Source organism: Pedobacter suwonensis (genome assembly GCF_007833675.1).
GTDB classification, from domain to species: Bacteria; Bacteroidota; Bacteroidia; order Sphingobacteriales; family Sphingobacteriaceae; genus Pedobacter; species Pedobacter suwonensis.
In genome coordinates, this window is the sequence record NZ_CP031708.1 from 2,388,679 (window position 1) to 2,402,486 (window position 13,808).

Genomic DNA, 13,808 nt, shown 5'->3' on the forward strand with positions numbered 1-13,808 from the left:
TGGTAGGTAAATCAAACAATTTTATTACGGCTTGTTTACGATTTGATTGCTAAGGAAGCACAGAACATGGAGGAGATGGTTAAATCTGTTTGGTTGCATCGTCATTTCGAGCGAAACGCAGTGAAGTCGAGAAATCTTTGAACTATGCCAAAAGATTTCTATCTCGATTTAACGTCATACCGTGTGGACACAATTAATTACGATATTTTCTTCCGCTCTATGCCGCGGTGGCATGGTACTTTGGAGCGCCAAAGTACCCAAAGCGCTTCGTCAATCCAGCAATGAGCCTTTTGCACAATTCCATGCGCATCAAAAAAACAGCGGCACTTCGTTTTGTGTTCAATCTCTTTTAAAAAAAAATTAAATCCATCCTCATGAACACAAAACCACTGCATTTCAGGTTTGGTAGTGCGAGTTTATCTGGACTGCTACTGTTTTTTTGATTTCCCCGGCTCTTGGGATTGACAGCGTCCTTAGCTAAAATCCGTGCTTTATTAAAGTTGGTTAGCAAAATGCCCATACCATTCTTAAAAAAGATGTGTCCACAAGATAGCCCTGCGTGGGAATGACGATCATTCTATTGGAGCATGTCATCCTGAGCGTAGTCGAAGGATCTTTTACGTACAAATACGTTTTGAAAATTAACATTTAATACGGTCTTCGACTCCGCTCAGACTAACAAAAAAATTAAATTTATCTTCGAAAACCAGCACTGGATGTTGTAAATAAACCTGATCCGATAACCATCGGATGAAATGGAAAGCCCGGAATCCCGATTCTTCATCGGGTGAGGACTTGGAATGGAAAGCAGGACTACAATCCGCCAAGATAAACTGCCCTTTCATTTCCAAAGAAACAACTAAATTGATCTATTGACGAAGTCTTCAACTTCACTCAGACTGACAAGCAATCAAATTCACCCGATAAAACCAGCACTAAACCGCTTAAATTCGAACGATAAAGCGGCAATGTGCGCCAACTTCTGACCGGTAGAATGATCGTCATGATTTAAATCCATAACATCAACACACGGTACTGCATCGCTTTTTAATTCAGTTTCATTACTCAGGTTACTTACAATTTGTTTCACCAACAACGTATTGGCTTGCCCCGGTTGATGACGACCCGAAAGGTATATAGAAGTGATGATGGCATTAATCTGGTAAATAATAGCCTGTACATCATAAAGTCCATTAAAATCGATGTGTTTTCGCATCGGTTCCTGACTGGCCGACTCAATTGCTTCGCTTAAGCCCGACAAACTTAAATTGGCATTTTTTCGTGCCATACGCGATTGATTCTCATCCCTTTCGGCCTGGTTTTGAATGGCCACCTCCAGGTAACGGATACTGGCTTTAACCGCATCCGTAATTTTTGCCCTTAGTTGGTGGCTATCCCAAATCGGGAACAAATAGGTGGCAAAAATGGCAATAACACAGCCCAGTACGGTGAAGATAATCCGATCGTGCACCAGGTGATCGAAATGCCCCTGATAACTGCCCAGTGTTAAAATAACCGCCGGTGTAATACACAGTACACTAATGGTATAATTTAAGCGGTTAAAGGCATAAAAACCAAGCAAGAAAACCACCGAAAATGACAGCAGCACCGCCGGACTTTTTACAAAATAGATGATGATCAGTCCGATTACCACCCCGCCCATACTGCCTTTTAAACGCTGTAAATTCCTTTTCCAGGTAATCGAAAATTTAGGTCGCGCCACAATCACCAGGGTGAGAAAAAGCCAATAGCTGTATTTGCTCGGATCCAACTGCCAGATGAGCAGGAAACCAAACAAGAAACAGATAGCCAACCGCAGCGAAAACCTGAAAATGGGCGATTTTAGCGTCAGGTGCTCTTTAATAGAAAAACGATCGCCGGTAATAAACAATGGGTAAGAAATCTTTCCGCTCAGTTCCTGCAAGTGTTTTTCGGTGGCGCGCTCATTCCCCCTGATCATCTCGATAATCCGTACAATATCGTTCATGTTCGAAACTACCTTCAACACAATTTTACGCTGGCTTTCGTTTAAACGTTCCATTTCCTGCAATAACAGGATGCGTTGCTGCTGATATTCGATATTGGTGGCTACCTCACCTTTATAAGCCTTTGCCGAACGTACGTGCCTGCCCAACTGCTCCAACTCTTTAGCCAGTAACCTAATCAAACTGGCAATCAGTTGCAGATTCGGGCCGGTAGCCAAAGTTTTTCGCACCAAAGCATAATCGTAATGTACGGCATTCAACTGCTCATATAAATCAATCAGTAACCTGGCCCGCTCCAGCAACAACCGGCCTTTGGGGTTGTCGGGATTCATGGCGTACTTATCGGTAAGCAACAAATTGCGGATCAGTTCGTGTTTCTGGTTTACCTTAATGTGCAGTTTAATGGCTTCTTTCTGTTGTGGATCGAGCGGCACATCTACATCATAATTTTTAGCCTTTGCATTTAAAAATGCGGCACTGCTCATCAGGCATTCGAAAATAGCGTGGTGCAGCGAACGGTATGGCCGTATTAAAATCTGGATCAGGCTGATGACATAATACCACACACCACCCACCAAAATATAACTACTGAAGTACAGCGGCCTGGCCGGATGAAGCCCCATTACAAAGGTGCATACAATCAGCGCCATGGTGCCAATCAACGAGAGTTTTTGCCCATATACCGCAAACATAGAACAGCCAAAAGCCGCCATAACCACCACTGTCGCGGTAAGATATGGATTATACAATACCGATGAAACCACCCATGTGGCCAGGAAAAACACGATGATACTGGATAAGGCTGTTTTCAGTTTATTCAGCCGGTTATCGGGCAGATCGGTTAAACTGATTAGCAAAGCCCCAACCCCTATTCCTTTTGCCGCTTCGTGATTGCCCAGGTAAAAAAATAAAATAATGGGTAATACCACGGTAATGGTAGTGCGCAGGGCATCAGAAAAGTACTCACCTAAAAAGAAGTACGAAATGGTAGAGCCGATGCTGTTTTTGCCCATGAAATAAGTTAATGAATGCGGATAAACGGTTAAAAGCTGCAAAGATAACAGATTTATAATGCATGCATAGTAAATGTTTATAGAAAACCAGATACCGATTTGTTCTTTGGGTTTTAGGAAACCTTCCTGGCGTAGGTCTAAGCGCTTTAGCGCGGTGCGAAGAACTGGCTTGTGCATAAAATAATCTCAGAAAACACAAGTCTCCCAATCGCTATCTCGCCCGCTAAGACTCGAACTAGAACAGGATATTAACTTATATTTTATGGAAATATTAAACAATTCTTCCAGTTATCGAATTAGTTAAAAATTTAAGATTGAATATATTAATGTTAAATTGCACTATCTAAATAACATAAACCATTTTACCTGCAACTTTAGTTGTAGAAATCACAAATGAAGTATATTGAACAAATAACAATCTCAAAGTTTCGATCTATTGGAACAGAAGAATCTTTCGAGACTTTGGATCTAAACATTTTCTCAGGGAGTAACGACAGTGGCAAATCGAATTATCTAAAGGCTCTCAATCTCTTTTTCACAGGCCATTCCGAATTGAATATACGCTATTCCAGCGAAAGTGATTTTAACAAATGGTACAGAGATAATAATATTCGTGGAGAAAGAAATATTGAAATTGAGGTTAAAATAGCTAAGGGGAACTATGGAGACAAGGATGGGATTAATCAAGGTTTTATCGCAAAAAAGATTTTTAGAGTAGATGGCGGGCAAGAATTTAAATTTGCGGACATCAATGGAATGGAGATATTACCAGGTAGTAAATCTCATAATAAAGCTAATGGGGTAATAACGGAAAAGTTCAGATATGTTTATATACCTGCAATTAGAGACGCAAAGTTCAGAGAGAATCTACAACAACTGATTCAGGAAATTGCAAAATCAACTGACAAGCGATTCAAATCCCAGGATTTAAAGGAGGCTTTCGAAAAAATGGAATTAGGAATAGATAGTCAACTGAAAGAGTTAACTAGTTATGTGAAAAGCCTAATGAACATCGATATAGAGACAAATGTTAATTTTAGCACTCTACTTGAATCATTATCTTTTGAAACAAGTGAAAAAATAATTATAAAAAAGCGAGGAAAAAATTTGGAAAAACAGCGAATCAATCTAAGGAATAGAGGAGATGGTATCCAAATGCAATTCTTCTCATTTCTTCTCTGGTTTATTTCGAAAAACGATAAAAAGCACTTTTACATTTGGGGATATGAAGAACCAGAAATAGCTTTTGAATTTAAGCGTCAGTTTGAACTTGCAGAAATTTTCAAAGACACATTTTGCAAGGTTGCCCAAATATTCATAACAACCCACTCTCCTGCATTTGCTTTTTCTGATTCAGACCGAATGACAAAAGTATTTCGTGTAAGCTATGAAAAGGAAAAAAATTTTAAAAATGAAAGGTATTTATCAAAGGTTGTACCAATGGATCTATACTATGAGGGTCTTTTTAAAGAGTTAACAACCGCAAGTGTTGAAAACAAAAAGTTGTTGGAAAGGGATATTTGGGGGATTAATGCTCAAAAAATATCAAAAATGATTGGAGAATCATTAAACGAAGTAATTGGATTAAGACAGATATCGAATAATCAGCTTGATGAGCTCAAGGACTTAATAAAGCTTCAACAAGTGGAAAATACCAGTCTAAAGGTAGATATCTCAAAAATTGAAGATGAGCTAATAAACCTATTCCCTGAAAAGGTATTTATCTGTGAGGATGAAAAAGCAATTAACCTTTGGGAAAAAATGCTTCATGAAAAAGCAAATATTGCCAACGATAAATTTAAAGTAATTGCGTCGAAAGGATGTACAAATAATCAGGTAGAAACTGCGTTATGCCACCTTATGAGCCAGAATACCAACTATCGTCCGAAAGTTTTTAGGCAATTAGATAGAGATGGGTACACCTCGAGACAAATAGAATTTTTAGAAAACGCAAAAGCTAAACACTCAGAATTTCAAAAATTTCAAAAATATAAAGTTATTTTCCTGCCTGTTAACGAGATTGAAAACTTTGCAGTTCAAATAGATAGTGATTTTACAGAAGAGAAATTAAAAGATTTCAATACTTTTAGCATAATAAATGATGCTTTCGTGCAAACAGTAAATAGCAATTTGCTGGCATGTTTAAAGCTATGTAAAATTGATTCCGACCGGGCATTATTTAATGGTAAACTACCAGAAATGACAAAAGAAGCCAGATTAAATATGCTTAAATATTTTCCTGGTAAGGAAATTAAAAAAACCAAGGCAAATTTTAATTGTGATAAAACATTATTGGACAAGGAATTCTCAGATTTACCATCAGAACTGAGAGCTTTTTTGCTAGAAATTAAGAGCTTTTTTGAAAATTGATTTAAATATTCCTCGATAAATATTTCCCAGTCTAGCGCAAGTCTTAACGCCCGAGGCCGGTGTAAAGGCCTGACTTGTGCTTTATATCCAAAATTTAGATGTTAAATTTTTTAAAAGATTGCTTCACTCCACCCCAAGCTCATACGCTTCGGTTCGCAATGACGATTGGCCGACTAATAACGATAAAACAAACATATATGAACTGGACTGTCTCTCAACAGCCCAGTAGCATTTAATCCCTATACCCATCCCTAAAACTATAATGCGTTTGCGCATTACAGATTACGTAATCGATAATTTCGATGTTTAGCTTTGCGCAGGTATTAAAACAGGTGCTTACAAAAAGTTCGTCGAGGGGGTTAACCTTAATGCTTTTCACATCGCAATAGTTTAACACCAGTACACCATAGGCATTACAAGCAACAGCCAAGCCTGCCAGTTGCTGTATGCAGTTAATCGGTTTGGCCTGTTGCTTTAGTTTGTGCCAGCAAAAAACCTCGTGGTTTTGATTTACAAACAGCACATACCAATCGCATTCTTTACCAGATGATGGTTTGCCGCGGAGCTGTTTTAAAAATTGAATTGAATTTTGGACCAGGTTTACGTTTACTGGTCTTTTGAGTGTGCGATAACTGAACTCCAGTTTAGCTAAAGCAATTTGATTTTTTGTTAGGTGCATCTTAAAAAAATTAAATAAATGCCTAACTGTGTTCGCGACATAAATATAGCAAAAATTTATAATTAAGCTGCTAAAAAAAATGAATAAAATATCATCATAGAAGAGATGCTGAAATAAATTGCCTTCGGTGAACTCGCATAAGGCTCGGTTTACTGCATAGCTTTCCGCTGCGCTACAGGTCGGCATAACGATCGCCTTCCATATTCTGCTTCTGCGCATGCTTAAGCATATGTTTGCCACGGAAGCACGAAGAACACGGAAAAACTTTAATTTCCTCGGTGATTTCTGTGTTTCCGTGGTTAATTAATTTTTGCACATGTTATAAAAGCGGACTTCCCTGCCACCTCAACTGCCCTTCAGTTGGCAATGATATGCCTGGAAATTTCTCCATCCGATTATCCGTCATTTCGAGCGAAGCACAGCGAAGTCGAGAACCCGAAGGCTCAGCGAAGCTAAATCTTTTAAAGTTGCATGTAAAACCCAGTTCAAAGATTTCTCCACTACGGTCGAAATGACGAAACGCCTAGAGATTTGCGATGGAAATTTCTCCATCCGATCATCCGTCATTTCGAGCGGAGCGCAGCGAAGTCGAGAACCCGAAGGCTCAGCGAAGCTAAATCTTTTAAAGTTGCATGTAAAACCCAGTTCAAAGATTTCTCCACTGCGGTCGAAATGACGATACGCCTAGAGATTTGCTATAGAAATTTCTCCATCCGATCATCCGTCATTTCGAGCGGAGCGCAGCGAAGTCGAGAACCCGAAGGCTCAGCGAAGCTAAATCTTTTAAAGTTGCATGTAAAACCCAGTTCAAAGATTTCTCCACTGCGGTCGAAATGACGATACGCCTAGAGATTTGCTATAGAAATTTCTCCATCCGATCATCCGTCATTTCGAGCGGAGCGCAGCGAAGTCGAGAAATCTTTTAACATAGTCCAAAGATCTCACCCCGCCTGTACGGACAGGCCCGTCCGCACAGGCGGGCATTCCGCTACGCTACAGTCGAGATGACGACCAATTTTTGATACATAAATATCTGCTAAAAGATTGCTTCACGCCACTACAACAGCCGTTCGCTTCAGTTCGCAATGACGACACCAAACCTCGGTCCTCGGTCTTTCCAACTTCTGACTATAACTTGTGTCTTTTGCGCCTTTTTCTCTGTGCCCTTTGTGGTTAAAAAATTCGCAATGACGAAGCAGAGCATTTAATTATCAATAACCAAACTTCAATGAACAAACAGCGACTGTATATTAAACGATCGCGGTAAAGCACCAAACCTCGGTCCTCCGACTCCGGACTACCGACTCTAGACTAAAACTTTCTCAAAATCTCCTTGCCAGTAACTAACCTTTTCGTTATCTTAGTCATATCCCTTTAAACCGGGCGGCAGTTTTTCTACTTCTACGGTTATCAAAAAAATCATCCCTATATTTTATTAACGGGTTTACACCCATAAAATTAATGCGTTATGAAAATAACTGGAATGATCAGGGAACCTCCGCGTTCTGCAACATGCTGTAACCGCAGCACAAAAACATTTAAAAAACATCTCTTTTACTTAAAAGGGGCAAATTACTTTGAAACCTTCCTGCAGTGTGCAGCGGCAAATCAAAGTTTCTTTGAAACGCTCCTGCAGTGTGCAGCAAACAATCGAAGTTACTTTGAAACCTTCCTGCAATGTGCAGTAGCCAATTAAAGTTACTTTGAAGCCCTCCTGCAGTATGCAGCAGTAAATCAAAGTAAAAAACACGAAATAACATCAACCATTAAATTAGACCTTATGATTAACTCCATCGTATTACAACCGCTCAGAAACAGCGAGTATATTCAGTTTTTAACCGATACCTTAAACATTGTATTGAAAAATGATCCGAAAGCGCTTAATGTTAGTGCACAGTATGATGCATTGCGCACGGCAACCGACAATGTGGAGAAGCTGTTTAAAATTAGTCAGGCCAGTTTGGTAACGGCCGAGATAGAAGCTTTTGATAAACGGCGCGATGATGCCATAAACGGTATCAGCCTGCAGGTACAAAGTTTAGTTTACAGTGCAGACCCGGTAATAAACCAGCACGGCAAAACGTTAAACGCACATTTGGCGCTATTTGGCAGCAGCATAGCCAGAGAGAATTACCAGAGCGAAACCACCATATTGCGCAACATTGTTAACGATTGGAAAAACAAACCCGAACTGCAAGAGGCGGTAAAGGCTTTAAACCTGGGCAACTGGCTAAACGAATTAGAATCGGCCAATAACGATTTTAACCAGGCCTATATTAAACGGAATGAAGAACTGGCTGCCGCACCTACCGAAAAGCTGCGCGAGTTACGCAATACTACCAATAACTTATATTATAAACTGCGTACACGGATTAACTCTAACTTCGATATTAACGATGGTGCAGAACCCTGGGCCAGTACCGTAAACCTGATTAACCAGCACATTGGCAACTATGCCCTACTGCAAAACCGCCGTGCCACTACAACAGGAGTAGAACCACCAGTGGTAAGCTAAGTGTTTTCAACTTTAAAATGCACACGGGTAATCAGCTATCTGTGTGCATTTTTGATGTGTTATCGGTGCTATGAGGGATAATTTATTTTATAAAAATCAATTTGAATGACAGATAAATCAGCAAATTGAAAGGCCAAGAGGCATCGTCATTGCGAGAAGGCTTTTTCAGCCGACGAAGCAATCTTACAACGATCGCTACTAGCGTGCGCATTAAGATTGCTTCGTTCCTCGCAATGACGATTTTTCTATTGGAGTCTGTTAATGGTAGTACAGCCTTCTCTAGCGCAAGTCTTAGCACTGAGGCCAATGCGATGGCCTGACTTGTGCTTTATAAATAATTTAAGGTAAAATTATCTATCAAGATTTCATACAAATGTGGACATACAAGATTGCAAATCACTATGAAATGTGATATATTCGCTACACTAAAAGGACCTATATGCGCTCATCCAAATTTATTCTTACCACGATTTTTACTTTAACAACAATAATGGCTTTCAGCCAATCGCCTAAACGAGCGATTAAGAAACTTGGCGCAGAGCCAGTTTACTTTATGGATAGCGTTAATGTTGACAAAGGTGAATTGATGAAATATGATCCGAACAGTATAGCGATTGTTACAGTTTTGAAAGGTGAAGAGGCCATGAAGATATTTGGTGAGAATGGCAAGGATGGAGCTGTATATATCGAAACAATTTCATTCGCTAAATCAAGATATTGGAAATACTTTAGCAGCAAATCGCCCGAATATGCAGCTTTAGTACCCGTTGCTAATCAAGACACTACCATTCAGTATATCCTAAACGATAAGGTATTGGATAAGAATTTTGAGGGTAATTTAGCCTTAATTAATGATAAGGTTTTTAAAGAGATCAAAGTATTAAACAAAGAGGAGCTTCAGAAACAGTATGGTATACAGAACAAAGAAGCAGGAGTTATCATCAAATCTGAGACACCAGAAGATCTACACAATGGGAAAAAGAAGTTTTAACCTAAGTTTGTACAAACCTTTTAACACTTTCCAGGATAACAGAATACTTATATCTTTAATTTAACATCCAATTTGATACAAAGCATACATTAGCATTTTACAGAGTGATACCCCAATACTATGCCTTTAAAAGAAGAAATCGTTAGAAACTATGTTGAAGCCTATAACAACTTCGATGTAGACAATATGGTGATAAACTTTGATGAAAACGTAGTTTTTGAAAATGTTCAGAACAATGAAACCAATATGTCGCTAAAGGGTATAGCCGCTTTTAAAGAGCAGGCAGAACAGGCAAAAGCATATTTTAAAACAAGGGAACAACGCATTAAATCAATCAAACATGCTGCACAGCAGGTAGAAATAGAAATTGATTATTATGCTATATTGGCTATAGACCTTCCCAATGGTCTTAAAGCAGGCGAGGCAATAAATCTTTCGGGTAGGTCTGTTTTCTTATTTGAAAGCGATAAGGTTATTAAGTTAACGGATATAAGTTAGGTATTAAATTGATGATAATTTAAAAACATGGAGGCTATTTTAACTATCTTATTCGAACTCGTTATCAATCAATTATTATTGAAGTGGACATTAAAAAGAGAGCAACGCAAAAGACTATAGCTATGGTGACTCCCATTATGGGGCAAGTTAGCTTTATTTAATTAACGTGTAAATACTTACCTAAAAAGATTGCTTCACGCCTCTACAACACAGCCCTTCGCATCAGTTCGCAATGACGGTACCAAACCTCGGTCCTCGGTCTTTCCGACTTCTGACTATAACTTTGTGTCCTCTGCGCTTCTTTTCTTTGCGACCTTTGCGGTTAAAGGAAAATTTACCCGAACTTCCGGCCCCGGTCACCTAACTCCCACTAATTTAACCATTATCAAAACAATTGCCTTTTAAAACGGATTATATAAGTACACCAATAACATTTGATATGAAAACGAAATTAATAATTTTAGTAACTGCCCTTGGTTTAGCGTTGTCAGCATGTAGTGGTAAAAAAGCCGATCAGGAAAATGCCGACAGCATGTACAAATACACCGATACCAATAAGGTAGTTGATAGTACAAGTACCGATTCGGTAGCAGATTCGACCACCAATGCCCCTGCTGATGTAAAACAATAAAGACAATAAACAAGCAACTAGCGCTCATGCCGAAAAGTATGGGCGTTTTTGTTTTATTAAAGTTAGTGACCTCGCTCGGATTTGCACCTAGTGCAAACATCAGTAATTCAACAGTATGAGGTTGGTTTTGAAATTCGACTCCCCGAATAACGCACCTTTTATTTAGTACATAACAGCTGCCAATGTTATGATTTAAATTATTGCCTGAAGAAGGAGTTAAGAGCCTTGCGTTAATAGATTGAAAGCGTTATTTAAATAAAAAGGATGCAATAGCGAGTGTTGCATCCTTTTTTTACAAGGTTTCAAGCTGGCAATTAATGCCCAATGAATACCTAAAAGACTACTGCCTAAAAAAACTTTTCAAACTTGTGTTATCTGGCCCCAAATAATCTATTAACCAAACGTCCTTATGTTTTGTTAAAGTGAATATCAGATTCACCTCCTCGTAGAAATTAACGCTGATTAGTGCCTTATCATAAACTACTAGAGATTTGGTTACAACAGCCTTATCCAAATTATCAAGAATAATTTCTGGTTCGAAAGTTTGAAGCTGTATATCGCGATCCAGCCCATCAATTTTTATCATATCATTCTTTTTGATTGGTGCCCGTTTTATCAGATTATTGTTAATTCCATTAAAATACGACCTTAAGCCATTTAAATATTCCTCGGATAGAAATCCACTTTTCCTATAAAAGTCAAGATATTTTTCGACACCTGCTTTATCGATTACCTGTCGCTTATAATTTTTATTTATTGGAATATCCTTAACTATAGAATACTTTGGCCTAGCCTGCTTTGGGGGTTGATTACCAGTTGCGCCTATTGATTTATACCATTTTAAAAAACCCATGACTGACTTGGATATTTTTTCATCTTCCTTAATGTTTTGCTGCCCAAAGGATGAGCAAAATGTTAAGGACAGCGATAATAATAAAATTAACTTCTTCATAAAATTATTTTTTTATACTCTTACGTACCTGTGTAACAATGTAGTCATGCATTCCTGATATATTTCTATAATCAGCAATCGCCGTCTTTCCTGTTATTTTACCAGTACTACTATTGTAATAAAGCCTGTTGCTAAAACTCGCACCGTAAGCGGGGATTTTTGTAGCACTATCCATAAACTGAAAATATTTGCCTTTACTATCAGTTCCCATGGCTACAATTACCACGAAATGATCAGTAGTGCCATCCGCATTTCTCAGTGATGGTGTTCCAGCCCGATTGTCAACCCCAATCAAAACAGGTATTTTTTGGCTCAATGCACTGATGATGTAGCTTATTGCTTTTTTTGTTTCCGCTAAATCTACACCTGTTGACTCTTTATATGTCTGAAATGTCTGAACTCCAGGTAAGTAACCAGAACAGGTATAACCTGCTTTTCCGAGTTGTTCCTTAGCTAAAACTAAACAATTAACACTGTATTCACTACCATCAGGCTTTTTGATCCACCTTATTGGAACGAACTTCTCAAATGGAATAACTCTATCGACCGTGGCCCATGGCTGATTGTCCTGGTACTGTTGATAAATGGTTTGATCAGGATCTATCAAAGATACATCATCATTGTCAGTCCAATTATCTTCGTTTGGGTCAGCAACATGTTCGGCGCCCGTAGTTAAAAATTCTTTAACAATTGGATCGATCGCGTTGTTGGGATCTGGATTATTATTTGAATACTCCACAGCCCAGGTTGCGAGCGCAAGATTATCCTGATTCCAACCATGAAAGTCTAGATAGTCCCTAATCATCTTTGTTAGTGGAATTGCAGGGTAGGTCAGGATGTATTCCTGTGCATCCGGTGTTAAAACCATGTATTCCATAATATAGATACCGTCTTCGTTTGGGGGGGTCGGGGGATTACTCGGGCCACCCTTGTATATCGTATACTGATTATATATCAATGGTGCGATGTCAGAGTTTGGCCCTCCGCTTACAGTCCCCAGATCACTACCTAAATAGCTTGCATAAACCGGCCCGCCTGCACTTAGATAAGTGCCACCACCACTTCCACCGCCAGTGTAGCTTTCTGCACCATCAAACCAACTACTGATGCTTCTTGTAATCTCGCCCCAATCTATCCTTAGGCCATCAGCATAGGTATTTCTTGTGGGTAATCCTAAAAAGTCACCAATAGCCCCCAAGACACGACCGAGAAAGCTCCAGAAACCTCCATCTCCACTGCTTCCGCTCTCCGCTAAAGCCATTTTATGAACCTTTAAGACAGTACTCAACGAATTGTTATTTATCGTGTTTTCTGGAACAATCAATTTGTCTTTTATAATTTTATTGTCGACCACTTCCATTACGTGTAGTGTATCTCCTTTAATATTCCATTCTACTAAATTCCCAGTCCACACGCCATTTTCACCACCTGCATGTTGCAAATCTTTTGGAATAAAATTGATAAGATAACCTGCAATTTGCCCGTTAGTATTTTGAACAAAGAAAAGTTCTGGCGGATGTTTTGAATCATAACCCTTATTGCTGCTGACAGCAGATATAACATTATTTAGCTTATCAACATTAAAGATGGGGATTCTTACAATTTTCTTCCCTTGATAAACTGTTTGTTGTGCCATCGCCCAGTTCGGTGCAAGCACCTGTGATAATGGATTTTGCTTAAGCCAATCGTATATGAGTTCTTCTTTAATAAACTGCTTTTCGTTAGGAAAATTTACGATAAAATCGTGATTGTCTTTTCTGCAGGCTGATCCTATAATAAGGATAGTTAAGAATACGCAAGCTATAGCTTTACGTATGTTGCTTGTTTGAGAGTTCATGTTAACTTAAATTCTTTTAAGAAAGATTTAAAAATAAATGAATTATCGTATAATTTATGTGATAAGAGAGAAATTTTACATGAAAACTAATTACTACATCGTCATCGGCAATTTCAAAGAAACTAAGTCAAGTTTTATTACACGTTATGAAAATGCGCCTTTTATATTAGGCAATTTGCTAAGGAGAAAATCAATCTTAGTATTGTAAAGGTTTGCTAACTAAAAATAAATATACAGATGAACACTTCATTGACGGGTACTAACTTAATCTGATAACCAGTCAACAATTTGTTCGCGGAGCCTTTTCTCTTATTGTACTTCATGATTAAAAAAGCAA

9 protein-coding genes are annotated in these 13,808 nt (G+C 38.7%); 5 read left to right on the top strand and 4 right to left on the bottom strand.

The genetic code is table 11. The annotated features are described in order from the left end of the window. Window positions 1–916: 916 nt before the first annotated feature. Window positions 917–3,040 (bottom strand): FUSC family protein, encoded by a 2,124-nt coding sequence (locus DV942_RS09635; protein ID WP_186462460.1) that lies wholly within the window; start codon window positions 3,038–3,040, stop codon window positions 917–919. 351 nt (window positions 3,041–3,391) lie between these two features. Between DV942_RS09635 and DV942_RS09640 the strand changes: the two genes are divergently transcribed. After that, window positions 3,392–5,368: an ATP-dependent nuclease gene (locus tag DV942_RS09640; protein ID WP_145857116.1), complete on the top strand. Its 1,977-nt coding sequence runs from the start codon at window positions 3,392–3,394 to the stop codon at window positions 5,366–5,368. A 232-nt stretch (window positions 5,369–5,600) separates the two neighbouring features. Here DV942_RS09640 and DV942_RS09645 read toward each other — a convergent pair whose 3' ends face one another. After that, window positions 5,601–6,047 (bottom strand): hypothetical protein, encoded by a 447-nt coding sequence (locus DV942_RS09645; protein WP_145857127.1) that lies wholly within the window; start codon window positions 6,045–6,047, stop codon window positions 5,601–5,603. A 1,780-nt stretch (window positions 6,048–7,827) separates the two neighbouring features. Here DV942_RS09645 and DV942_RS09650 point away from each other — a divergent pair. From DV942_RS09650 to DV942_RS09665, 4 genes are all read left to right on the top strand, one after another. After that, window positions 7,828–8,562 (top strand): DUF6261 family protein, encoded by a 735-nt coding sequence (locus DV942_RS09650; protein WP_145857129.1) that lies wholly within the window; start codon window positions 7,828–7,830, stop codon window positions 8,560–8,562. A gap of 490 nt (window positions 8,563–9,052) precedes the next feature. Next, window positions 9,053–9,553: a hypothetical protein gene (locus DV942_RS09655; protein ID WP_145857131.1), complete on the top strand. Its 501-nt coding sequence runs from the start codon at window positions 9,053–9,055 to the stop codon at window positions 9,551–9,553. Between the two features lie 120 nt (window positions 9,554–9,673). Beyond that, window positions 9,674–10,051: a nuclear transport factor 2 family protein gene (locus tag DV942_RS09660; protein ID WP_090984158.1), complete on the top strand. Its 378-nt coding sequence runs from the start codon at window positions 9,674–9,676 to the stop codon at window positions 10,049–10,051. 439 nt (window positions 10,052–10,490) lie between these two features. After that, on the top strand, window positions 10,491–10,682 hold the full coding sequence (locus DV942_RS09665; protein WP_145857132.1) for a hypothetical protein: 192 nt from the start codon (window positions 10,491–10,493) through the stop codon (window positions 10,680–10,682). 340 nt (window positions 10,683–11,022) lie between these two features. On the opposite strand, the gene DV942_RS09670 is transcribed toward DV942_RS09665, so the two are convergent. Then, on the bottom strand, window positions 11,023–11,634 hold the full coding sequence (locus DV942_RS09670; RefSeq protein WP_145857134.1) for a hypothetical protein: 612 nt from the start codon (window positions 11,632–11,634) through the stop codon (window positions 11,023–11,025). Window positions 11,635–11,638: 4 nt separating this feature from the next. Next, window positions 11,639–13,471 carry a hypothetical protein gene (locus tag DV942_RS09675; RefSeq protein WP_145857136.1) on the bottom strand — a complete coding sequence of 611 codons (1,833 nt, stop codon included), beginning with the start codon at window positions 13,469–13,471 and terminating at the stop codon, window positions 11,639–11,641. Window positions 13,472–13,808 lie beyond the last annotated feature (337 nt).

What these genes read in the sequence shown, in the direction of transcription:
- DV942_RS09640 (WP_145857116.1), top strand. Translation starts at nt 3,392, where the DNA reads ATGAAGTATATTGAACAAATAACAATCTCAAAGTTTCGATCTATTGGA.
- DV942_RS09645 (WP_145857127.1), bottom strand. Translation starts at nt 6,047, where the DNA reads ATGCACCTAACAAAAAATCAAATTGCTTTAGCTAAACTGGAGTTCAGT.
- DV942_RS09650 (WP_145857129.1), top strand. Translation starts at nt 7,828, where the DNA reads ATGATTAACTCCATCGTATTACAACCGCTCAGAAACAGCGAGTATATT.
- DV942_RS09655 (WP_145857131.1), top strand. Translation starts at nt 9,053, where the DNA reads ATGGCTTTCAGCCAATCGCCTAAACGAGCGATTAAGAAACTTGGCGCA.
- DV942_RS09660 (WP_090984158.1), top strand. Translation starts at nt 9,674, where the DNA reads ATGCCTTTAAAAGAAGAAATCGTTAGAAACTATGTTGAAGCCTATAAC.
- DV942_RS09665 (WP_145857132.1), top strand. Translation starts at nt 10,491, where the DNA reads ATGAAAACGAAATTAATAATTTTAGTAACTGCCCTTGGTTTAGCGTTG.
- DV942_RS09670 (WP_145857134.1), bottom strand. Translation starts at nt 11,634, where the DNA reads ATGAAGAAGTTAATTTTATTATTATCGCTGTCCTTAACATTTTGCTCA.
- DV942_RS09675 (WP_145857136.1), bottom strand. Translation starts at nt 13,471, where the DNA reads ATGAACTCTCAAACAAGCAACATACGTAAAGCTATAGCTTGCGTATTC.